Source organism: Citrobacter sp. KTE151 (assembly GCF_000398845.1).
In the GTDB taxonomy this organism is placed as follows: domain Bacteria; phylum Pseudomonadota; class Gammaproteobacteria; order Enterobacterales; family Enterobacteriaceae; genus Citrobacter; species Citrobacter braakii.
Window position 1 is genome coordinate 1,268,298 of sequence record NZ_KB976064.1, and the last position, 23,140, is coordinate 1,291,437.

15 protein-coding genes are annotated in these 23,140 nt (G+C 54.2%); 3 read left to right on the top strand and 12 right to left on the bottom strand.

From position 1 onward, the window contains the following. Positions 1-8 precede the first annotated feature (8 nt). Positions 9-1,211, top strand: a complete 1,203-nt coding sequence (gene hcaD / locus WC7_RS08735; RefSeq protein WP_016154027.1) for a phenylpropionate dioxygenase ferredoxin reductase subunit — start codon at positions 9-11, stop codon at positions 1,209-1,211. A gap of 101 nt (positions 1,212-1,312) precedes the next feature. On the opposite strand, the gene WC7_RS08730 is transcribed toward hcaD, so the two are convergent. The 6 genes from WC7_RS08730 to WC7_RS08705 form a co-directional block, all read right to left on the bottom strand. After that, a complete protein-coding gene (locus tag WC7_RS08730) occupies positions 1,313-2,194 on the bottom strand; it encodes an aldose 1-epimerase (protein ID WP_016154028.1) in 882 nt (293 codons plus the stop codon). A 9-nt stretch (positions 2,195-2,203) separates the two neighbouring features. Next, the gene (locus WC7_RS08725) at positions 2,204-3,265 is read right to left on the bottom strand and encodes a zinc-dependent alcohol dehydrogenase family protein (protein WP_016154029.1); all 1,062 of its coding nucleotides are present in this window, start codon (positions 3,263-3,265) and stop codon (positions 2,204-2,206) included. A gap of 27 nt (positions 3,266-3,292) precedes the next feature. Continuing rightward, on the bottom strand, positions 3,293-4,285 hold the full coding sequence (locus WC7_RS08720; protein ID WP_016154030.1) for an ABC transporter permease: 993 nt from the start codon (positions 4,283-4,285) through the stop codon (positions 3,293-3,295). 27 nt (positions 4,286-4,312) lie between these two features. Further along, the gene (locus WC7_RS08715) at positions 4,313-5,830 is read right to left on the bottom strand and encodes a sugar ABC transporter ATP-binding protein (RefSeq protein ID WP_155849796.1); all 1,518 of its coding nucleotides are present in this window, start codon (positions 5,828-5,830) and stop codon (positions 4,313-4,315) included. A 30-nt stretch (positions 5,831-5,860) separates the two neighbouring features. Next, positions 5,861-6,844 (bottom strand): substrate-binding domain-containing protein, encoded by a 984-nt coding sequence (locus tag WC7_RS08710; protein WP_016154032.1) that lies wholly within the window; start codon positions 6,842-6,844, stop codon positions 5,861-5,863. A 139-nt stretch (positions 6,845-6,983) separates the two neighbouring features. Continuing rightward, entirely contained in the window at positions 6,984-10,265 is a 3,282-nt protein-coding gene (locus WC7_RS08705; RefSeq protein WP_016154033.1) for a DUF5107 domain-containing protein, read from the bottom strand. A 115-nt stretch (positions 10,266-10,380) separates the two neighbouring features. On the opposite strand from WC7_RS08705, the gene WC7_RS08700 reads away from it, so the two are divergent. Continuing rightward, complete coding sequence (locus WC7_RS08700; RefSeq protein ID WP_016154034.1) at positions 10,381-11,574, top strand: ROK family transcriptional regulator; 1,194 nt, start codon at positions 10,381-10,383, stop codon at positions 11,572-11,574. Between the two features lie 58 nt (positions 11,575-11,632). On the opposite strand, the gene glyA is transcribed toward WC7_RS08700, so the two are convergent. Further along, complete coding sequence (gene glyA / locus WC7_RS08695; RefSeq protein ID WP_003835277.1) at positions 11,633-12,886, bottom strand: serine hydroxymethyltransferase; 1,254 nt, start codon at positions 12,884-12,886, stop codon at positions 11,633-11,635. A 326-nt stretch (positions 12,887-13,212) separates the two neighbouring features. On the opposite strand from glyA, the gene hmpA reads away from it, so the two are divergent. After that, complete coding sequence (gene hmpA / locus WC7_RS08690) at positions 13,213-14,403, top strand: NO-inducible flavohemoprotein (RefSeq protein WP_016154035.1); 1,191 nt, start codon at positions 13,213-13,215, stop codon at positions 14,401-14,403. Between the two features lie 95 nt (positions 14,404-14,498). Here hmpA and glnB read toward each other — a convergent pair whose 3' ends face one another. The 5 genes from glnB to purL all read right to left on the bottom strand — a co-directional run bounded on the left by glnB (position 14,499) and on the right by purL (position 22,894). Further along, positions 14,499-14,837 (bottom strand): nitrogen regulatory protein P-II, encoded by a 339-nt coding sequence (gene glnB, locus WC7_RS08685; RefSeq protein ID WP_002914032.1) that lies wholly within the window; start codon positions 14,835-14,837, stop codon positions 14,499-14,501. A 60-nt stretch (positions 14,838-14,897) separates the two neighbouring features. After that, positions 14,898-16,232: a two-component system response regulator GlrR gene (glrR, locus tag WC7_RS08680; RefSeq protein ID WP_304412487.1), complete on the bottom strand. Its 1,335-nt coding sequence runs from the start codon at positions 16,230-16,232 to the stop codon at positions 14,898-14,900. Beyond that, positions 16,232-16,975, bottom strand: a complete 744-nt coding sequence (gene qseG / locus WC7_RS08675; protein WP_016154037.1) for a two-component system QseEF-associated lipoprotein QseG — start codon at positions 16,973-16,975, stop codon at positions 16,232-16,234. The genes glrR and qseG overlap by 1 nt, the downstream gene beginning before the upstream one ends. 22 nt (positions 16,976-16,997) lie before the next feature. Then, positions 16,998-18,428: a two component system sensor histidine kinase QseE/GlrK gene (gene qseE, locus WC7_RS08670; RefSeq protein WP_155849803.1), complete on the bottom strand. Its 1,431-nt coding sequence runs from the start codon at positions 18,426-18,428 to the stop codon at positions 16,998-17,000. Positions 18,429-19,006: 578 nt separating this feature from the next. Further along, positions 19,007-22,894: a phosphoribosylformylglycinamidine synthase gene (gene purL / locus WC7_RS08665; RefSeq protein WP_016154039.1), complete on the bottom strand. Its 3,888-nt coding sequence runs from the start codon at positions 22,892-22,894 to the stop codon at positions 19,007-19,009. Positions 22,895-23,140 lie beyond the last annotated feature (246 nt).

Below are 23,140 nucleotides of genomic sequence, written 5' to 3' on the forward strand. Positions count from 1 at the left end.
GAGGCGTTATGAGCCCTAAAATTATCGCTATCGTCGGCGGTGGTCAGGCTGCGGCAATGGCCGCCGTCGCACTGCGTCAGCAAGGATTTAACGGCGAATTGCATCTGTTTTCCGATGAGCCGTATCTACCCTATGAACGCCCTCCGCTCTCCAAAGCAATGCTGCTGGACGAAAATCCACAGCGACAGCCGATCCTGAACGCTGACTGGTGGCTGGAGAACAACGTACAGTTGCATCTTGGCGTCACTCTGCGTCAGATTGACCGCACCTCGCGCACGCTGATGCTCGCCGATGGTCAGTCTTACCGCTGGTCGCAGTTGCTGTTGGCGACCGGGGCCGCCGCCAGACCGCTGCCGCTACTGGATAAACTGGGCGAACGTTGCTTTACCCTGCGTCACGCCACAGATGCCGAGCGTCTGCGCGGTACCTTGCTGCCGGGCAAGTCGATTGTGATTGTCGGTGCGGGCACCATTGGCCTGGAATTAGCGGCCAGCGCGATCCAACGCGGCTGTCGGGTGACGTTAGTGGAGCTGGCCTCAACGGTAATGGGTCGCAACGCCCCAGCTCCGGTGCGCGACTATCTGCTAAACCGCCACCGACAGGCAGGGGTGCGGGTGCTGCTCAACAGCGCCATTGAGCACGCTGAAGCGGGAGAGTTTCTCTCGCTTACCCTGCAAAACGGCGAGACGCTACAGGCCGATGCGCTGGTTTATGGCATCGGCATCGTGGCGAATGATGCGCTGGCTCGCGAAGCGGGGCTGGAGACGGCTAACGGTATTATCGTTGACTCCGCCTGCATCACCTCCGATCCCGCGATTTTTGCCGCCGGTGATGTGGCGATAACGCGCCAGCCCGACGGTTCGTTAGAACGAGTAGAAAGCTGGGAAAATGCCAATAACCAGGCACAGATTGCCGCTGCCGCAATGCTCAACCTGCCGTTGCCGGAGAAGACGCCAGGCTGGTTCTGGACCGACCAATTTAATGACAATCTGCAATTTGTTGGCGATATGCAAGGGCAAACATGGTTATGTCGTGGCAATCCGGATGACAGCAAGGCTATCTGGTTCCACCTGCGTGATGGGAAGCTAATTGGCGCAGTAGCGCTCAACAACGGACGCGAAGTGCGCGCACTGCGTAAGTTAATTCATTCAGGACGAGTGGTAAGCGAGGAAGCACTGTGCGATGAAGGCGTGGCGCTGAAATCGTTGTGATAGCAGCCTGATAAGCGCATTTTTGCCCAGTCAACAACGCCGGAATAAGTATAGAAGCCGCCAAAGTTGACGTTATTCCTGCCCGTTTCCGGGCAGGGAGTTTAATAAGACTGAATATTCAGCGTCATTTTTTGCCGCATGCTTTCGCCGCATGCCAACAGGGTTAACTGACCAAAATCCGGGCGATGGTGATCGTCAGGCGCATGGCTCATAGGTTCAAAACAGAAAAAATCGAATGCATATCCCTTATCAAATGCCGGATCGGAAACAAAAACAAAATAGCAGGGCGCAGGTGGCTCAGTAGTCATCAAAAGCTGATACCCCAAATCGGGCTGCTGGATTGCCGCAGCCCCATCCCAGCCGGAGAAACCATTATTCACCCAATGTTCAGGCAGCGGAGCGGGCTGATTGAAATCCAGCTCTTGCGGCAAGCTCTCCTGGTGCGCGCCGGTTAGCCAGTGTTCTTTCTCAAGCCAGTAGCCGGTGGCATGCGCCTGTATACGGGTTCCCGGCGACAGCGGGAAATAGGGATGCCAGCCCAGGCCAAACGGGAGCGAATCCCCCTCATTGGTGACGATCAGTTCAACCTCAACCCCGCTGGCGCTCAGGGTAAAAACCTGCTGCGCCGTATAAAGATAGACTCCCTGCCGATGGATATACTCCAGTCTGAGCTGCGTCGGAGAGTGTGCCACACAGCGCCAGCGATTCAGCCAGCCATCGCCGTGAAGGTAATGGCGGTCCCACTCAACGTTAGGTTGCAGCTGATGCTCTCCCGCCGGTGAGCGAAACCGATTCCCGCTCACCCGGTTACCGAACGGCACGAGGGGAAAACAAGACGATCCCACCGCAATTCCGCTTTTCAGGCCTGGGCGCAGCACGGGGATTTTTTCCCCCTGATGTTGCCACCACAGTCCCTCAATCGCCCCGCCCTGCTCCGCAACCTGAAGCCGCAGATCGCTATTTTCCAGCGTATAAAGCGTCATCTGGCCTCCTTAATCCGGAAAGTTAATAACCACTTTGCCACACTTCCCGCTCGCCATCAGCGCATAGGCTTCCCCTGCCTGTTCAAGAGAAAAACGATGCGTAATCGCACTATGCGGCCAAAGCTTCCAGTCGGTCAGATCGCGGGCGCATTTCTCCATATGGAACAGGCTGGTTACCCAGGAGCCAATAATACGCCGCTGGTGATGCATCAGGTCGGCACTCACTTCAAATTCAACTTTCCCGGTTTCACCGATATAGACAACTCGCCCCCAGTCCGCTGTCGACTGCAATGCCAGCAGACGACCCGCTGCATTACCGGAACAATCCAGCGCCACGTCCGCGCCGCCGTGCGTCAGTTCGGCAATCAGCGCCGGTAGATTCTCCGTCGTGGCCAGGAATCCGTTGTCCATCACGCCCAGCTGTTTTGCCGTCGCCAGGCGATCCGGCAGCATATCAACGCCAATAACGCGCTTCGCCCCACGCCCCTTCGCCAGCATCATGGCCATCATACCGACAGGCCCGAGGCCGACAACCAGAACGTTGTCACTGCCGGACACTTCACCACGCAGAATACCTTCGTAGGCTGTCCCAACGCCGCAGCTAATAAACGCCCCGTCTTCATAGCTCAGGGCATCCGGGAGATGAATCAGGTCTTTCTCTTCCGCTAATAAATATTCAGCATGACCCCCGTCGCGCTGCCAGCCGTAGGCGGCTTTGCCCTCCCCGGTACAGGAGATCGGAAAACCCCGTCGGCAGTTGGAGCAGAATCCGCAGCCGGAAATATGGTAAACCAGCACCCGGTCACCCGCTTTGAAGTGTCGACAGCCAGCCCCGGTTTCAATAATTTGTCCACAAGGTTCATGACCGTTAATAAACCCCTGATACAATGGCTTATCCGGCGCAGCAGCAGTCCCCCGATGCTGATGATAAATATAATGAACATCGCTCCCGCAAATTCCTGATGACTTCATTTTAATAAGAACCTGATTGATCCCCGGCGTTGGCACAGGAACTTCTCTGAGTTCAACGGTGGAATTTCCCGGTAAAAAAGCAGCCAGCATTGTTTTCATCATTCCCTCTACATAAATTAATAAATATTAATGTTTACTGTTACGTTGGGTCAGCAATATATTCGCTAGCACTGCCACCACAATAATTAGTCCGCGAACAACCTGCTGGAAGAAAGAGTTAATTCCCAGCAGCACCAGTCCATTACCAATAAGGGTAATCACAAGTACGCCTAATAAAGTGCCAAACAATGAACCGCGACCGCCGGACAGCGCGGTGCCTCCGACCACAACCGCCGCAATGACGTCAAACTCCAGGCCATTTGCCGCCCCCGCATTACCTGAGCCAAGCCTGGCGGCCAAAAGAATCCCGGTAATGGCAGCCAGCAAACCGGAGAGCGTAAAAATCAAAATACGCACCCGCTTAACGTTAATCCCGCAAAGCTGCGCAGCGGTCGCATTCCCGCCGGTGGCAAAAACGGAGCGACCAAAGGCAGTCTTGCGGCTAATAAAGACAAAGATGACGAACAGAATCAGCATAATGAGCGCCGACACCGGGATGCCAAATAGCTGCCCACCGAGCCATTCCAGCACCTCATTTTCATCAATCGGTACCGGAAGCGCGTTGGTCATAAACAGTCCCATACCGCGTAAGGCGCTCCACAAACCTAATGTGGCCACGAAGCTTGGAACGCTAAATACGCCACGCAATACGCCAGCAAGCGTGCCCAGCGCGGCGCCCAGAATTAACACCATCAGGCAGGCAAGGCTAAGCGGCACCTGAAACTGTAACAGGAAGGCCAGACAGACGGAGATAAACGCCACCATCGGCCCAACACTCACGTCTATCTCACCGGAAATAATAATGAGCGTCATTGCCCATGCGGCAATCCCAATAGTTGCGGCATCCCGGAGGACGTTCATTTGGTTATTTAACGAAATAAATCCTGGCGCGTTCAATGAAAATACCAGATATAAAATAGCAATAACCACCAGCAAACCAATTTCATTAATATGATTGCTAATAAATTGCTTTGGCGCGGTACTTTTGCCTTGCGGCAGCGTTAATGATGAGGCAGACATCTGTTTTTTCCTCAATAAACGTAATGGCTAGTGCGTGGATAGAATGGCCGACATTAATTCATCGACATTTACAGGGGCTAAAAGCTCGCGGGTAAATTCGCCGTTTTGCAGCAGCAAAATACGATCGCAAACTAAAGGCAGTTCTTCTATTTCGCTGGAAATGAAGATGACACTTTTTCCTTCTGCGGCCAGCTCGCGCACGATACGATATATCTGCTGTTTGGCTTCAATATCGACGCCGCGCGTCGGCTCATCAAGGAGCAAAATTTCGCTTTCGGCATATACCCAGCGTCCAATGACCACCTTTTGCTGATTGCCGCCCGATAACGTCCCGATTGCGGTCTGCGTATTTGCCGCTTTTACCGTCATCCTGCTCATCACCGCCGCCGTCAGCGCCTGGATCCGCTGCCAGTTCAACACGCCATGTTGACTCACCTTGTGTCGGTTGGTCATTACCGTGTTTTCATCCACGCCCAGTAGCGGAATGATCCCCGCTTCTTTACGGTTTTCCGGGGTATAGCCCACGCCGCTTTTGAGCATTGCGGCATAATCAGGCTGCGAAATATTCACGCCGTTCAGCGTGATTTCTCCGCGGGAAAAAGACTCTAATCCAATGATTGCCTTGAGTAATTCGCTACGACCCGATCCCAGCAGGCCTGCAATCCCCAGGACTTCGCCCCGGTGCAGCGTAAAGCTAATATTATGTATCTTTGGCGGGTGGCATAATTGCGCAACCTGCAGAACCGGAGTCGTTAGCGAGATGCCGGGTTTAACCCGCGGGAGATCGATATGTTCCCTGCCCAGCATCAGCGATACGATTTCCTGAGTGGTCGTGCTCTCCAGCGTAACATCCCCGGCGACCTGACCATCGCGCATGATCGTTGCGCAAGAGGCGATACGGCGGATCTCCTCCATGCGATGACTGACATAAATCACGGCGACGCCCAGCGCTGACATCCGTTTTACCGCGTTGATCACCAACTCAACTTCCGCATTAGCCAGCGAGCTGGTCGGTTCATCGAGAATAACCACCTGCGGCTGGCCTTTCATTACACGGGCAATCTCCACCAGCTGCTTTTGTGCCGGACTCAACGTCCCGACTAAAGCATCGGGTGGAACATCAACACCGAGAGCCGCCAGTGCCTCTGTCGCCTGGCGAGCCATCATAGTCTGATTAATCATGCCATTACGACGCGGCCATTGACCAAGACAGAGATTTTCAGCAACCGTCAATCCCTCAACCAGACTCAGCTCCTGGTATACGGCTCTGACCCCCAACTCCGCTGCGCGTCGCGTCAGCGTGGCATCGCTGCCCTCAAGGCGGGTTCCACCCAACCAAATTTCGCCGCTATCAGGACTTTCACTGCCGGTCAGCATACGAATGAGCGTGGACTTTCCCGCGCCATTTTTCCCCAACAGCGCCCGAACCTCACCTTTTGAGAGCATAAAATTTACGTTATCCAGCGCCACGACGCCGGGATAACGCTTATTTCCTGCGACTATCTTCGCGACCGGTGTCGACGTTTTTTCACTTGCTGTCATCACATCTCTACCTCAGTTAACGGACAGGAGTCATCAAGGCAGACCGTCGACATGCGTAGTCAGCCACTGCTTACCATCTTCAGATTTAACATAGGTATCGATGTTCACAGGGATGATTTTGTTTGCCTGTGGGGTTTTATTAATCACATTCATGGTTTGTGCGAAAACGGCATTGCCCATTTTCTTACCCGAAATGTCGACAACGGCTTTCAGCACCTGATAGCTTTGCAATTCCTGAGCGATTTCCGTTGTCATATCCGAGCCGAACACGGCAATTTTGCCCGCTTTCCCCTGATTGCGGACCGCTTTAACCGCACCCAGCGTCGCCCCGCCGGACTCCCCCATAATGGCGTCCAGACTGGATGAGGAGATAATCAGCTTTTCGCCCACAGAGATAGCTTTATCGAGAACAGTTCCTTCCTGATTCGCGACAATCTGCATATCCGGAACGCGTGCTTTTAGCGCCTCTTCAAAGCCTTTTCGCCGCTGCACACAGACCTCGAACGCTTCACAGTTGATTATCGCAATTTTTGGGGCGCTGATTTTTTGTGCAATAAAATAATCAGCCGCGGCTTCCCCCAGCTTTTTACCAAATTCAACCGGATCGCCAACCAGGTAGGCAGAGACATACTTGTCCACGCCTTTATCATTGATACAGGTGTTGTAGCAAATCACCGGAATACCGGCTTCACTGGCCCGGCGAACCGCGCGGCTGCTGCCGTTTTCTGAAACGGCAGAGAGAATAATGGCGTCCACGTTACGCGCAACCAGCGTATCGATAAACGAACTCTCTTTGGAAATATCGCCCTGAGCATTGGTTTCAATGAGCTGAATTTTTGCCTGATTCTCCAGTGCCGCATCCTGAACGCCCTGACGTACGCCAGCGTAATACCCCTGAGTATCAAGGTAGATTGCACCGACGGTAATCTCTTTCTCTGCGCTAAAGCCGGGGAATGAAATACTCAACAACGTTAACAGTAAACATGAAAAAAATGAGACTACCTTATTTTTAGACATACGTGCCTCCTGTAGGGTCAGGCATTTATTGTTGTTTAGCTTCGGCGAAACATAAGCGTCCGCCGGGCGATTTCACATATTCTAAACATCCCGAAGAAAGCGGCGGGTCAGGCCGCTCAAAGATTACAGTAAACGTTCTTTAGTTAATGAGGTGCAGCACGAAGGGCATTGTCTGTCGAAACAGCGCTGCCTTCGCCCAGGCGGGATTGAGCGCTTCCAGCTCAGATAGCGCCTGCTCGTATCTTGATCCACCGCCCAGTCCTGCCGTCGCCAGGGAGCGCACAAGCAAACATTTCTCCTGATGCTGCTTTTGGATATCGGCATATAACGAGAGGAGATCGGGTTGGGATACCGCGAAGAAATCGGCCTCCACCTGCTCAGCCTCCATGTGTTGCGACCATTGCAGCATATCGTTGAAAAGCTGGTGGCTGGCCGCGTTTTCACCCGTCATCCGCAAGGCAATACCTTGCCAGAAGAGGTAATCCACCGGCTGATCGTTGTAGTAGCTATGAATGTTGATCGTCCGATCGCCCCGCGCCGCTTTCTGGAAACACTCGACAGCACGTTCTTCCATACCCTGCTGCCGGGCGCAAATCCCCAGCCAGAACCAGATATCGTTATCGGTCTGACCCGGCAACCGTCCTTCGCTGAGGTTATCCGGGTAGTGCAGCGCGGCAGTCAGCAACGCTTCAGCCTGCTGCGGACACTGGTGCTGAATATGCTGCCAGGCTCGCAAAAGGTGATTGATAATAAACTGACTGGTTATTTTTCCTTCGCCACCTTCCCAGGGATGAAACTTACGCGAAGAAAGGATCCCGGCCGCGTGCTCCGTTTTCCCGGCGAGATGCCAAAGATGCAGCAGCTCCGCCGTTAAATCGTCGCGTTTCAGTGCCGTAGCGAGATTTGCCTCCAGCCGGGTAAGGCGTTTGCCAGGCTCTGCGGCAGTGAGCTTATCCAGCAGATCGCGCTCAAACAAAAGACGAGCGTCTTGCGGTTGTTGCTCACACGCTTTATCCAGATACGCCGTCGCCAGACTGACATCAGACAGCTTATTCCACGCATGAATCGCCAGCCCTCGCCAGGCATCAGCAAAATCAGGGGCCATCTCAACACAGCGCTGCCACAGGTGAGTCGCTTTCTCATAGTTACGCCGGCTGTAGTGAAAGCAGGCGAGCAGGTGCTGAGCAAAATAGCACTCTGTGACATTTTCCAGCGCCGTCACTTCCGGCAGCAGATTGGGAAAACGCACAAAGTCAGGAAACACCTCGCGCGCGCGGTTTATCAGCGCAAGGCGCTCATTCCCCTCGCTCAAACTGGCTTGCAAATAGAGCGGTAGCGTTTTCTGGCAGTTAAGCGCGGTCAGGACGGCTTTCGCCCGCTCAGTCATTCCCCAGTCCAGCAATAATCCGGCGGTCTGCAAGGCGTTAATATCCCGCGACTGGCAGACGCCCACCCAGCGGGCCATGTCCGATTCGGCTGCAGAGATCGTCGCTTTCACCCACCAGAAAGTGGGATTCAGCGGATAGTCGCGCAGCAGGTTTTCGGTCAGTTGCAGTGCCTCGCCATGACGACCGGTGAGGTGCAGTAATAATGTTTCGAGAGACAGCACATCCTGGTTGGTCTGACACGCCAGCAGACTCTGCCGACAAAAATTCAGGGCATCATCGTAACGCTCATTTCGCGTAGCCAGCCTGGCAAGCCCATAATATCCGCCCGCTTTGCTGTTACCACTCCACACTGCGCGCCAAAAATCCTCCTGCGCATCGTGCCATTGCTGTAGCCGTTCTCTGGCGCTGGCGCGGATCAGGCTTGCCTGCCCGCACTGCGGATTTTTGTTCAGGCGATGCGCACGCGCCAACGCCTGAGTGGCATAATCGCTCGCTCGTACGTAGTCGGCGCGATTATATTCCAGCATCGCCAGCGCCAGATTGCAGCGGTAATCCAGTGGATCCAGTTCAAGGCCGCGAAGGTAATAGTCGAAAGGTGAACGGCTGGCGTGGTGATATTGCTCCAGATGCTGGCCGATAAACCACGCCTCATCCACGCTGCCGATCTTATCCGCACTTAGCGGGGCTTTCGCCACTTCCGGCAGCGGTATCTCCTGAGGCTGATGTTCCTGATAACGCAATACGCTCCTGCCGTGGCGATCGGACAGCGTTATCGTCAGACGAGCGGGATTAATCCCGGTTAACGCCCCCTGCACAACGGCGCATGGCATCAGCTCAATCACTTCATCCAGCAGCGGCTGCGGGTTCCCCTCTTCGCAAAGGGTAAGACGGTGGGCGGAGAGAGGAGAAATGGCATACACACCCCAGGCAATCCCCTCGTCATCACGCTGTAGTTTAATCACCGCATCGCGCGAGGCGTTCTGTACCATGCCCAGCGAGTGGTAAGGCAGGAAGTATTGCTCAAAACGCTTTTCTTCAAATGGGTCAAGCCAGGTAAAATCCGGTTGGTTATCGGCAAAAATACCGGTCATCAGTTCGATATAAGGCCCATTCTCATCGGTCAGATTTTTATCCCATGCCTGACCAAATTCGCTATACCCCCAGCTCCACTGTTTTTTCCCCGGCGCGGTATGATGATCCGCAACATGCAGAAGCCCGCCATTTTCATCATGGCACCAGGCGCCGACAAAATCGTATTCTGACTTTTCCGCCATGTAGGAGGTCGGTACCGGAACATTTTTATAGCGAGAGATATCAACACCCGCCGAATAGTCCACCTTGTAATACGTTCCGGTGGCGATCGGGAAGGCTGAAACCGCACGTTTGCCGTGATCAAACACCGCGGTGACATCCGGTGGAAAGACGCTTTGATGCCCGTCGCCACCTTTCACTGCCGGATTCGCCCACCATAAGAAATGACGCGGCGTGGCATTGCTGTTGTAGACGCGACTGCCAATCTCCAGCGCTGCACGTTGCGGGCGCAGAGTAAATCCGGTCATCACCTGCAGCCCATGCATCGGCTCCGTCTCGCCAACCCACACTGTTTTTGAGCCATCGTCATTTTCGCTAATCGTAAAATCCACCGGCATATACGTAGTGGGTCGATGGTGCTGCGGCCAGTTGAACTCGATCCCCCCGGAGATCCACGGACCAAGCAGCCCCACCAGCGCGGGTTTGATAACGTCATTGTGATAAACGAAATCACGCTGCCTCACCTTATCCCATGCGCGATGCACGCGGCCCCCGAGCTGGGGCAGGATCATGATTTTGATATAATCATTTTCCAGCCATACCGCCTGCCAGGCCTTTAACGTTTTATCCTCGCTCAGCGTATCCGTCACACCGTAGGGATACACGGCCCCGGAAGACCCCTGATAAACCCGATTCTCCAGAAACATGGGATGTACATCCTGCGCCCCCGTTTCATAGGTCGGAATATGTACCGTCTCCTGCCAAACGTTTACTGAACTCATAACGCCCTCAAAGTTAACAAGACATACTGGAGTGAAATAATGAGAGCAGTGTAATGGACAGAATTACGGGTTTTACGCACAATAATCACGCAATTTAGTTAACAAGGTTTAGTGTATGAAAGCCTGCATTAACAATCAGCAAATTCGCCATTACAACAAGGGTGTGCTGCTGGAGTACCTGTATCGCAAGAAACGAGCCAGCAAATCGACCCTCGCCCGACTGGCACAAATCTCGATTCCTGCCGTCAGCAATATTCTTCAGGAGCTGGAGGAAGAAGGACGCGTCGTAAATGTACCGGACGACCGTCTGTCACGCGGCCATAGCAGCGGTGCCTGGCTTATCGCCCCGGAGGGTGACTGGACCTTATGCATGAACATCACACCTACCAGTATCGAGTGCCAGCTTGGCAACGCCTGCCTGAGTCCAAAAGGCGACGTTGAATACCATGCGATTGACGCCCCCCATCCCCAGGCATTACTCGCGGCCATTGAGAAATGCTGGCATCAGTACCGTAAAAATTGGCCTAATCGAAAAATCAATCTGGCTTTGGCGGTTCATGGACAGGTTGATGCGGGAACGGGCGTATCGCAGACGATGCCGCAGGCGCCCTGGAAACAGCCCGTGGAGTTGAAATACCTGCTGGAAGAAAAACTCAACGTGCGCGTCATGGTCGATAACGATTGTGTGATGCTGGCGCTGGCGGAAAAATGGCAAAACGACGGTCAGTATCGGGACTTTTGCGTCATCAATGTCGATTATGGTATTGGCTCATCATTTGTTATCAACGACCAGGTATGGCGCGGCAGTCTCTACGGCAGCGGACAAATCGGGCACACGATTATCAACCCTGATGGCGTAGCCTGCGATTGTGGTCGATACGGTTGTCTGGAAACCGTAGCGTCCCTCAGCGCGCTAAAAAAACAGGCGAGAATGTGGTTAAAAACGCGCCCCGATCTCGCTGATAATCCTGAAGCACTAACCATTGATGCCTTGATTGAAAAATGGCAACAGGGGGATTTACGCCTTCATGCCTGGGTTGAAGATTCGGCCAACGCCATCGGACTTAGTCTCTACAACTTCCTGAATACCTTAAATATAAATAATATTTTGTTATACGGTCGCAGCTGTGGCTTTGGGGAAGAGTGGCTGAATATCATCATCAGGCAGACGGGATTTAACCCCTTTGATCATCGTGACGCGACTCGCACCAGAGCAACCCAAATCGGCTTTGGCAAGCTGAGCCGCGCACAACAGCTGATGGGAATTGGTTATCTGTATGTGGAGGAGCAACTACAGACGATTCGTTGACCGGGATGAGCATTAAAAAAGGCCGCATCAGCGGCCTTTCGTTTTGCGTTAAGCAGAATTACGCGTAAACCGGGAAGCGTGCGCAGATATCCAGAACTTTACCTTTGACGCGCTCGATAACGGCTTCGTCATTGATGTTGTCCAGAACGTCACACATCCAGCCAGCCAGCTCTTTCACTTCCGCTTCTTTAAAGCCACGGCGAGTTACAGCCGGAGAACCGATACGGATACCGGAAGTCACAAACGGGCTCTTCGGATCGTTCGGCACGCTGTTTTTGTTAACAGTGATGTTAGCGCGGCCCAGTGCGGCGTCAGCTTCTTTACCGGTCAGGTTTTTATCAACCAGATCCAGCAGGAACAGATGGTTTTCAGTACCGCCAGAAACCACTTTGTAGCCACGGTTCAGGAACACTTCCACCATCGCTTTGGCGTTTTTGGCAACCTGCTGCTGGTAAACCTTAAACTCAGGCTCCATCGCTTCTTTCAGCGCCACGGCTTTCGCCGCGATCACGTGCATCAGCGGGCCGCCCTGCGCGCTTGGGAACACCGCGGAGTTCAGCTTTTTGTACAGCTCTTCGTCACCGCCTTTCGCCAGGATCAGGCCGCCGCGCGGACCCGCCAGGGTTTTGTGGGTGGTGGTGGTCACTACGTGTGCGTGTGGAACCGGGTTCGGGTAAACGCCTGCGGCGATCAGGCCCGCAACGTGCGCCATGTCAACGAACAGGTATGCGCCAATGCTGTCGGCGATTTCACGCATTTTTGCCCAGTCAACAACGCCGGAGTAAGCAGAGAAGCCGCCGATGATCATCTTCGGCTTGTGCTCTTTGGCCTGCTTAGCCATATCTTCGTAGTCAATTTTACCGGACTCATCAATACCGTAAGGGATGATGTTGTACAGCTTGCCAGAGAAGTTAACCGGGGAACCGTGAGTCAGGTGGCCGCCTTGCGCCAGGTTCATACCCAGAACGGTATCACCCGGTTGCAGCAGAGCGGTGTAAACAGCGAAGTTAGCCTGGGAGCCGGAGTGCGGCTGTACGTTAGCGTAGTCAGCGCCAAACAGCTCTTTTGCACGATCGATAGCCAATTGCTCAACGATATCAACGTACTCGCAACCGCCGTAGTAGCGCTTGCCCGGATAACCTTCAGCGTATTTGTTGGTCAGCTGAGAACCCTGCGCCTGCATAACACGCGGGCTGGTGTAGTTTTCGGAGGCGATCAGTTCGATGTGCTCTTCCTGACGTACTTTTTCCTGCTCCATAGCCTGCCACAGTTCGGCATCATAATCGGCAATGTTCATTTCACGCTTTAACATCCGCATCTCCTGACTCAGCTAACAATAGAATTTCGGCCTAAAAAGGCAGTCCCGTTGGACGACGGCGAACAGTATAACCGAATCATTCTTCGATAACAGGTCTTGACAAAGGATTTTACGCAAACGATTACCTTCACGGCACGCAAGGCTTTGGAGAACAAAGGTCTGCTGAATTTCAACGGATTTCTTTTCAGGTTTGTGATGCAGATTTTTCACGATGTAACCTTTACAACGCAAAGTTACAAAGAACCATTTACAATGCAGGGGTATTTTTTATAAGATGCATTTGACATACATCATTAAAATTTCAGATAAAGGAAGACCGTATGCTTGACGCACAAACCATCGCTACAGTGAAAGCCACCATTCCCCTGCTGGTTGAAACAGGCCCGAAGCTGACCGCACATTTCTACGATCGCATGTTTACGCATAACCCGGAGCTGAAAGAAATCTTCAACATGAGTAACCAGCGTAATGGCGATCAGCGGGAAGCGCTGTTTAACGCTATTGCCGCGTATGCCAGCAACATCGAGAACCTGGCGGCGCTGTTGCCTGCCGTTGAGAAAATCGCGCAGAAGCATACCAGCTTCCAGATTAAACCGGAGCAGTACAACATCGTAGGTGGCCATTTGCTGGCAACGCTGGACGAAATGTTCAGTCCGGGCCAGGAAGTTCTGGATGCATGGGGCAAAGCATACGGCGTGCTGGCGAATGTTTTCATCAACCGTGAAGCGCAGATCTACAGTGAAAATGCCAATAAAAATGGCGGCTGGGAGGGTACCCGTCCTTTCCGCATCGTGGCAAAAACCCCACGCAGTGCGCTTATCACCAGCTTTGAATTTGAACCTGTCGACGGTGGCGCAGTGGCTGAATATCATCCGGGGCAATACCTGGGCGTCTGGCTGAAGCCGGAAGGTTTCCCACATCAGGAAATTCGTCAGTACTCACTGACCCGTAAACCCGATGGCAAAGTCTACCGTATTGCTGTGAAGCGTGAAGACGGTGGTCAGGTTTCCACCTGGCTGCACAACCATGCGAATGTGGGCGACGTCGTTCACTTAGCTGCACCTGCGGGCGATTTCTTTATGGACGTTGCGACCGAAACCCCAGTGTCTCTGATTTCAGCAGGCGTAGGTCAGACCCCGATGCTGGCGATGCTGGATACGCTGGCAAAAGCGAATCATACGGCGCAGGTTAACTGGTTCCACGCGGCAGAAAATGGCGATGTACATGCCTTTGCCGATGAAGTGAATGAACTGGGCAAAACGCTGCCACGCTTTAGCGCACACACCTGGTATCGTGAGCCAACCGAAGCCGATCGCGCGAAAGGTGCGTTTGATAGCGTTGGTCTGATGGATTTGAACAAACTGGAAGGCGCAATCAGCGATCCGGCGATGCAGTTTTATCTGTGCGGTCCGGTTGGCTTTATGCAGTTTGCCGCGAAGCAGTTGGTCGGCCTGGGCGTGAAAAACGAGAACATTCATTACGAATGCTTCGGCCCGCATAAAGTCTTGTAATTACTCATGACTGATGACGCTACGCTTATCAGGCCTACGGGATATTGTAGGCCTGATAAGGTGTTTACACCGCCATCCGGCAAGCACGGCGCGGCTTAGATTGCCGCGTCGTCTTCTTCACCGGTGCGAATACGAATCACGCGTGCCACGTCGAAGACAAAAATCTTACCGTCACCGATTTTACCGGTCTGGGCAGTACGAATAATGGTGTCGACGCAGGTATCGACGATGTCGTCGGTGACCACAATTTCAATTTTTACCTTCGGCAGAAAATCCACCATATATTCCGCACCACGGTACAGCTCAGTATGGCCTTTCTGACGGCCAAACCCTTTCACTTCTGTTACAGTCATACCGGTAATGCCGACTTCAGCCAGCGCTTCGCGGACGTCGTCCAGCTTGAAGGGTTTAATAATCGCATCAATCTTTTTCATGCTATTCCTTGAAAAGGTCGCCTGTCTTTTGATCGAATAAAACTAACATAATCCGCAGATTTATTCTTTGAAATCGTTTGCATCCAGCTCATGGCGAGAGAGCAACTTGTAGAATTCGGTGCGGTTGCGCCCTGCCATTCGCGCCGCATGGGTCACATTGCCCTTGGTGATTTGCAACAGCTTACGCAGGTAGTTGAGTTCAAACTGGTTACGCGCTTCAACAAAGGTCGGCAACGCGGTATTCTCCCCTTCCAGCGCCTGCTCCACCAGCGCGTCGCTGATCACCGGCGAAGAGGTCAACGCCACGCACTGCTCAATCACGTTAACCAACTGACGCACGTTACCAGGCCAACTGGCGGTCATTAACCGTTTCATGGCATCGGTCGAAAAGGCGCGCACGAACGGTTTGTGTCGTTCAGCAGACTGGCGCAGCAGATGGTTTGCCAGCAGCGGAATATCTTCCGTACGCTCGGCCAGCGCTGGGATCTTCAGGCTCACCACATTGAGGCGATAGTACAAATCTTCGCGAAATTCCCCCCGAGCCATCGCTTTGGGTAAATCACGGTGGGTCGCGGAAACGATCCGCACATCAATATCGATATCGCGGTTACTGCCCAGCGGCCTGACTTTTCGCTCCTGCAATACACGTAGCAATTTAACCTGCAACGGCGCGGGCATATCGCCAATCTCATCGAGAAACAGCGTCCCGCCTTCCGCGGCCTGAAACAGCCCTTCACGATTGCTCACCGCGCCGGTAAAGGCGCCGCGCGCATGACCAAACAGCTCAGACTCCAGCAGTTGTTCCGGCAATGCGCCGCAGTTAATGGCAATAAAGGGCTTGTGGCTGCGCGGGCTGGCGTTGTGAATGGCCTGGGCAAAAACTTCTTTCCCGGTTCCACTTTGGCCGTTGATCAATACGCTTACGTCCGATTGCGCCACCATGCGCGCCTGTTCCAGCAGGCGCAGCATCAGTGGGCTGCGGGTGACGATGGACTCACGCCAGCTGTCATCAGCGGCAGGCGCAGACTGTTCCAACGCCCCGTCGATCGCATGGTATAACGCGTCTTTATCGACCGGCTTAGTGAGAAAGCTGAACACCCCTTGCTGAGTCGCCGCAACGGCGTCGGGGATGGAACCGTGAGCGGTGAGAATAATAACCGGCATTCCCGGCTGCACTTTCTGGATTTCAGTAAACAGCTGCATGCCGTCCATTTCATCCATGCGCAGATCGCTAATAACCAGATCCACTTTTTCACGGTTCAGCACCCGTAGCCCTTCCTGCCCGCTTTCTGCGGTTACGACGCTGTAGCCTTCGCTGGTCAGGCGCATTCCAAGTAATTTCAACAGGCCGGGATCGTCATCCACCAGCAGCAGATGCGCGGGCTTACGGCTTATCATGGCGTGACCTCATCGGCAGACGGCGCTGCGCCTTCCTCGTTATCAGGTAGGGTGACTTTTTCGTTCCCGTGCGGCGCATCAGGGTTGTAACTACCGGCAGGTTTGCGCGTGGAAAGCTGGCGTTCAATATCGGTTAGATTCTCCAGCTTGCGGGTCGTGAGATCGAGCTGAGACTGCAAATGTTGCTGCTGCTGACGTAGCGTATCAAGATCGCTGTCTGACGCCTGCTGAAGCTTGCTGTAGCGCATACGCTCTTCGGCCAGCTGCAGCTGCATCGTCTGACTGCTGCGCCAGACCTGATACAGCGGGCGTACCTGTGGCGGAATTTGCGGGCTTAATGCGTCGAGGCGCGTAACCGTCTCCCGCCTTTCAGGCGGCGTAATGTTGGCGTTATCAAGCAGGATCCCGCGCCTGAAAGCCCCCTGCCAGGTATCAGGCATCATCGTGCTGGCTTCACTACGCGCCTGTACCGGCATCAGGCGATTGGCGCAATCCATCGCCCGCAGCCAGTACAGCGGATTAGTCTCTGTGGGCTGACCAGACAGCGACCAGATATCGCTACAGTCGGTTGCAAGGTAGTCCGCCAGTTGATGAGGCGGAATTTTCTCCTGCGAGGGGTCGCCGATAATATGATTCACCGCGTTCGGGACGCAGCCTACCAGCGCCAGACACGGCAGGCTTGCGAGGATGACGCGACGGAAAAAATGTCGTTTAAGCATTCGGACAACAACGTATGGCATACTCACCAGACTTAGGTTTATTTTAGTGATTTTTCGCTGCAGATAGCGGCAGTTCTATGCGAAAACAAACGTTTTGCGCATGCTCATCAACCAGATACAGTTTGCCCCGCATACGGCGGATGCAATCTCTGGCAATGCTCAGCCCCAACCCGCTTCCTTTTACCGCCCCTTTTCGCTGATGGCTACCCTGGAAAAAAGGCTCGAAGATCATGGTCTGTTCTGCTTCTGGAATCGGTGTGCCGGTATTCATTACATCAATGTATACCATTGAGCCATGCAAACTGCTGCGGATCCAAATGTTACCGGATTCAGCGCCATAGTGCACCGCATTGGAATAAAGATTGTCCAGCACGCTCATCAATAGCATCGGTTCTGCCAGGCAGGCGTTCACCGCAAGCGCAACATCAGTATGTATCATTTTGGCGCGAGCGGGCAGGCTATGTGCAGAAACAACGCTTTCCACCAGCGGCGCGATTTCCACTCGTTCAAGCTCAACCTCGTCATCCGCCAGCTTGCGGTTGTAATCGAGCAGTTGCTCAATCAGTTTTTGCAGGTTGCGGCTACTGTCATCGAGAATACCGACCACCTCTTTTTGCTCTGGCGTTAACGGCCCAACGACCTGATCGGCTAACAGCTCGGTACCTTCGCGCATACTCGCCAGAGGCGTTTTCAGCTCATGAGACAGGTGGCGTAAAAACTGATGTCGTTGTGACTCCAGCCAGGAGAGACGTTCGCTCAGCCAGATAATGCGCTGCCCCACGGACCGCAGCTCCCGGGGTCCCGTAAATAATACGCTATCGCCCAGCGAGCGCCCTTCCCCCAGACGATTGATCATTTTTTCTATGCCCTTCACCGGACCGATTATCATGCGGGTAAACAGCAACACCATCGCCAGGCTGACAAGAAACAGCACCAGCGCCTGCCAGCCAAAGAACTGCCCACGTTCGGCTATTTCCTGCTGTAGCTGCTGCCCACGAGAAAAGACGACCGTGCGCGTCGCTTGTACCATTTCAGTATTGGCACTGGCGAAAGCATCCAGCCGCGCCGCCGCCACGCTATCAGGACCACTGTTGGTGCACTGTAACTGCGCGAGATCGTTGAGGTCCTGACGCAGTGCCTGATAAAGCTTGGTATCCGGCAACACACCCGCATGCGCATCCAGCATGTCGCTGTAGCGTTTACGTTGGCTCTGGTAAACCTTAGCCAGCGTTGGGTCATCAAGCACACAGTATTGCCTGTAGCTACGCTCCATCTCCAGCGAGGCATTGGTCATTGCTTCACTGCGTCTGGCGTCAATCAGCGTGGTTTGGTTCGTCAGCGCCGCCTGCGCGCTCAGGGCATTCAGACTTTGCCACGCCTGCCAGGCCAAAACTAACAACGGCAGCAGGATAAGCAAAAATGCCAACGTAACCAATTGACGTAAAGATCGGGGGAAAACAGACCAGCGCTTCAAGGCGTTACTCTCAATGGACAGGAATAGGTTGATGCTAACTGAGGGGAACGTCAGATACAACAAAGCCGGGATTAACCCGGCTTTGTTGTGGAATAAGGCGGTGCCTAACTCGACGTTTCGCCCGAAGGTTGATATGAGCGATGCTAATATCAGATGTTGGACGGCAGGCACCTTGTTGTGCGTCATTCGAAGTTTATGTAGCACGTCCCGAAGGGGCTGACATAAGAAGGTGAATGAGCCACTGGGCAATATTATGCAGCATCTGTGCCAATATTCAAAACACTTTATTAACACAATGATAAATATAAAAAATGTTCTTATTCATATGAAAAATGATTTTGGCTATTTTTCACCCTTACCGTCTCCAATCAGCAACACTTGCAGCACTTAAAAACAAATTCATTGTAAATCATATAATTAAGTGTCTCTTTTTGGCGACAACGTAACCCCGCCTATGTCGGGATTTCCCGACACTTAAACGCATTGTCGGATAGCGGCATACATGCGTTATCTGGCATACAAAATGACAGACAAAAAAAAGCCCCTCACGCAGAGGGGCTTAAGGGTTATCGAGCTGATTACCCGAGCTGTTTACGCGCGTTGCGGAAAATACGCATCCACGGGCTGTCCTCGCCCCAGTTTTCCGGGTGCCAGGAGTTGCTCACGGTACGGAATACACGTTCCGGGTGCGGCATCATAATGGTGACGCGACCATTTTCAGTAGTAACGGCAGTAATTCCGTTCGGCGAACCGTTCGGGTTAGCCGGGTAGGTCTCGGTCACCTTACCGAAGTTATCAACGTAGCGCAGCGCCACCAGCCCCTTACTCTCCAGCGCGGCCAGATGCGCGCCGTCACGCACTTCCACAAGGCCTTCACCGTGAGAAACGGCAATCGGCATCATCGAACCAACCATATCGGCAAGCAGTAAAGACGGGCTTTGCGTCACTTCGACCAGGCTGAAGCGGGCTTCAAAACGATCGGAGTGGTTACGCACAAAGCGTGGCCACAGCTCGCTTCCCGGGATCAGTTCACGCAGGTTAGACATCATCTGGCAACCGTTACACACCCCGAGCGCCAGCGTTTGCGGGCGATGGAAGAAGGTTTCGAACTCATCGCGGACGCGGTTGTTGAACAGAATCGACTTCGCCCAGCCTTCCCCTGCGCCGAGCACATCGCCGTAAGAGAAACCGCCACAGGCTACCAGCGCCTGGAAGTTACCCAGACCGATGCGTCCGCCCAGCAGGTCGCTCATATGCACATCGATGGCGTCAAAGCCCGCACGGTGGAAGGCAGCCGCCATTTCGACGTGGGAGTTCACGCCCTGCTCGCGCAGCACGGCCACTTTTGGACGCGCGCCGGTAGCGATGTACGGGGCGGCAACATCTTCGTTGATATCAAACGACAGTTTAACGTTGAGGCCAGGATCGGCATCGTTGGTTTTCGCGTCGTGTTCCTGATCGGCACACTCCGGGTTGTCGCGCAGACGCTGCATCTGCCAGGTGGTTTCCGCCCACCACATGCGCAGCGTGGTGCGGCTTTCGCTGAACACCGGCTGACCGTTGGCGCTCAGGGTGAAACGGTCACCCGTTACCGCCTGGCCGAGATAGTGCACGCAATCTGCCAGGCCATGTTGTGCCAGCAACACCTCAACCGCTTCACGGTCAGCAGCGCGAACCTGGATCACTGCGCCCAGCTCTTCATTAAACAGCGCCGCCAGACGATCGTCACCCAACGAGTGGATATCAGCGTCAATACCGCAGTGACCGGTGAAGGCCATTTCCGCCAGCGTAACCAGCAGTCCGCCGTCGGAACGGTCATGGTAGGCCAGCAGCTTACGCTGCGCGACCAGCGCCTGAATGGCGTCGTAGAAGCCTTTCAGTTGCTCAACGTTACGCACGTCGGCAGGCTTGTCGCCCAGTTGACGATAAACCTGTGCCAGCGCCGTCGCGCCCAGCGCGTTGTGACCAAGACCGAGGTCAATCAGCAGCAGGGCGTTGTCTTCAGTAGAGAGCTGTGGGGTTATCGTGCGGCGCACGTCTTCCACGCGGGCAAAGGCGGTGATCACCAGGGACAGCGGCGAAGTCATTTCACGCTGCTCATTACCTTCCTGCCAGCGGGTTTTCATCGACATAGAGTCTTTGCCCACCGGAATAGTCAGGCCAAGCGCCGGACATAATTCTTCCCCAACGGCTTTTACCGCTTCGTACAGCCCGGCATCTTCACCGGGGTGACCCGCAGCCGCCATCCAGTTAGCCGACAGTTTAATGCGTTTGATATCGCCAATCTGCGTTGCCGCAATGTTAGTCAGCGCTTCACCTACCGCCAGACGCGCAGAAGCCGAGAAATCCAGTAGCGCAACTGGCGCACGCTCACCGATAGACATCGCTTCACCGTAGTAGCTATCCAGGCTTGCGGTGGTGACCGCGCAGTTGGCTACCGGGATCTGCCACGGACCAACCATCTGGTCACGCGCCACCATGCCGGTAACGGTACGGTCGCCGATCGTCACGAGGAACGTTTTCTCAGCGACAGTCGGCAGATGCAGCACGCGGTTAACCGCATCTGCAATCGAGATTTCGCCACGATTCAGGGCGTCGCCTTTGGCTTTCAGCGTCTGCACATCGCGGGTCATTTTCGGGGTTTTACCCAGCAGCACATCAAGCGGCATGTCGATCGGCTGGTTATCGAAGTGGCTATCGCTCAGTGTGAGATGCTGTTCTTCAGTGGCCTCACCGATCACCGCATACGGCGCGCGCTCGCGCTTACACAGTTCGTCAAACAGCGGTAGCTGGTCAGCGGCAACCGCCAGCACATAGCGCTCCTGGGATTCGTTACACCAGATTTCCAGCGGGCTCATACCCGGCTCGTCGCTAAGAATATCGCGCAGCTGGAACTTACCGCCGCGACCGCCATCGCTTACCAACTCCGGCATGGCGTTAGACAGACCGCCTGCGCCAACGTCATGGATAAACAGGATCGGGTTCGCATCGCCCATCTGCCAGCAGCGGTCGATAACTTCCTGGCAACGACGTTCCATTTCCGGGTTGTCGCGCTGTACCGAAGCGAAATCAAGATCGGCATCAGACTGGCCGGAAGCCATAGAGGAGGCCGCCCCGCCGCCAAGCCCGATGTTCATCGCCGGGCCGCCGAGGACGATCAGCTTGGCGCCAACGACGATCTCACCTTTTTGCACGTGATCGGCACGGATGTTACCGATCCCGCCCGCCAGCATGATCGGTTTATGGTAACCGCGTAGCTCTTCGCCGTTGTGGCTGTTGACCTTTTCTTCGTAGGTTCGGAAGTAGCCGGTCAGCGCCGGACGACCGAATTCGTTGTTAAACGCCGCGCCGCCCAACGGACCTTCGGTCATGATATCGAGCGCGGTAACAATACGGTCCGGCTTACCAAAGTCTTCTTCCCACGGCTGTTCAAAGCCAGGAATACGCAGGTTGGAAACGGAGAAGCCCACCAGCCCGGCTTTCGGTTTTGCACCACGACCGGTTGCACCCTCGTCGCGGATTTCGCCGCCGGAGCCGGTAGCCGCGCCCGGCCACGGAGAGATAGCCGTCGGGTGGTTGTGGGTTTCAACTTTCATCAGAATGTGGGCTGGCTCCTGATGGAAATCGTAGCGGCCGGTTTTGTGGTCGGCAAAGTAGCGGCCCACTTCAGAACCTTCCATTACCGCGGCGTTGTCTTTATAAGCAGACAGCACGTGGTCCGGCGTAGTTTCGAAAGTGTTTTTAATCATCTTGAACAGCGACTTGGGCTGCTGTTTACCGTCGATAACCCAGTCGGCGTTAAAAATTTTGTGGCGGCAGTGCTCGGAGTTAGCCTGCGCAAACATGTACAGTTCAATGTCGTTCGGGTTGCGTCCCAGTTTGGTAAACGCATCCTGCAGATAGTCGATTTCGTCTTCCGCCAGCGCCAGACCGAGACGCAGGTTAGCGTCGATCAGCGCCTGGCGTCCCTCACCCAGCAGATCAACACTGGAGACCGGCGCAGGCTGGTGATGGACAAACAGTTTTTCGGCATCGTTCAGCGCAGAAAAAACCGTTTCCATCATGCGGTCGTGCAGTTCGTCGGCAACCATCTGCCATTGCTCAGCGGTCAGCGTAGAGGCTTCTACATACCAGGCAATGCCACGTTCCAGACGGCTAATCTGTTGCAGGCCGCAGTTGTGGGCAATATCAGTCGCTTTAGAAGACCACGGGGAGATGGTGCCAGGGCGAGGCGTAACCAGCAGCAGTTTGCCTTCAGGGGCATGGCTGTGAAGAGCAGGACCATATTTCAGCAGGCGTACAAGCTGGGCGTGCTCATCCTCGTTCAACGGTGCATTCAGATCGGCAAAATGGACGTACTCGGCGTAAATATTGTGGACCTGGAGGTTGGCAGCCTGAAAACGTGCCAGCAGTTTGTTAATACGGAATGCAGACAGTGCAGGTGAACCACGCAGAATTTCCATCATAAGTCTCTCGTCTTCTAAGCTTTCGGTGTGCCCAAGTGGGGGAAACGGGCGTCATTATAAAGAATCTACCGCGCCGACGAAACCGTTTGCGTCGAAATAAAATCACGACCTTCTCTTATCATCAAATGCGGTCTGGTTTCTGAATAAGTTGCCAACTGACGCAAGTTTAAGCAAAATGCCGCTCATTAATGACGACTTCACTTCTTAATCATCACCACAGCAGGCAGAGACAACGTACGGTTCAGA

Coding starts and splice junctions, on each gene's coding strand:
- WC7_RS08730 (WP_016154028.1), bottom strand. CDS start 2,194: ATGACGCTTTATACGCTGGAAAATAGCGATCTGCGGCTTCAGGTTGCG.
- WC7_RS08700 (WP_016154034.1), top strand. CDS start 10,381: ATGAAAGCCTGCATTAACAATCAGCAAATTCGCCATTACAACAAGGGT.
- glyA (WP_003835277.1), bottom strand. CDS start 12,886: ATGTTAAAGCGTGAAATGAACATTGCCGATTATGATGCCGAACTGTGG.
- WC7_RS08720 (WP_016154030.1), bottom strand. CDS start 4,285: ATGTCTGCCTCATCATTAACGCTGCCGCAAGGCAAAAGTACCGCGCCA.
- hmpA (WP_016154035.1), top strand. CDS start 13,213: ATGCTTGACGCACAAACCATCGCTACAGTGAAAGCCACCATTCCCCTG.
- glnB (WP_002914032.1), bottom strand. CDS start 14,837: ATGAAAAAGATTGATGCGATTATTAAACCCTTCAAGCTGGACGACGTC.
- WC7_RS08710 (WP_016154032.1), bottom strand. CDS start 6,844: ATGTCTAAAAATAAGGTAGTCTCATTTTTTTCATGTTTACTGTTAACG.
- qseG (WP_016154037.1), bottom strand. CDS start 16,975: ATGCCATACGTTGTTGTCCGAATGCTTAAACGACATTTTTTCCGTCGC.
- purL (WP_016154039.1), bottom strand. CDS start 22,894: ATGATGGAAATTCTGCGTGGTTCACCTGCACTGTCTGCATTCCGTATT.
- WC7_RS08725 (WP_016154029.1), bottom strand. CDS start 3,265: ATGAAAACAATGCTGGCTGCTTTTTTACCGGGAAATTCCACCGTTGAA.
- WC7_RS08705 (WP_016154033.1), bottom strand. CDS start 10,265: ATGAGTTCAGTAAACGTTTGGCAGGAGACGGTACATATTCCGACCTAT.
- hcaD (WP_016154027.1), top strand. CDS start 9: ATGAGCCCTAAAATTATCGCTATCGTCGGCGGTGGTCAGGCTGCGGCA.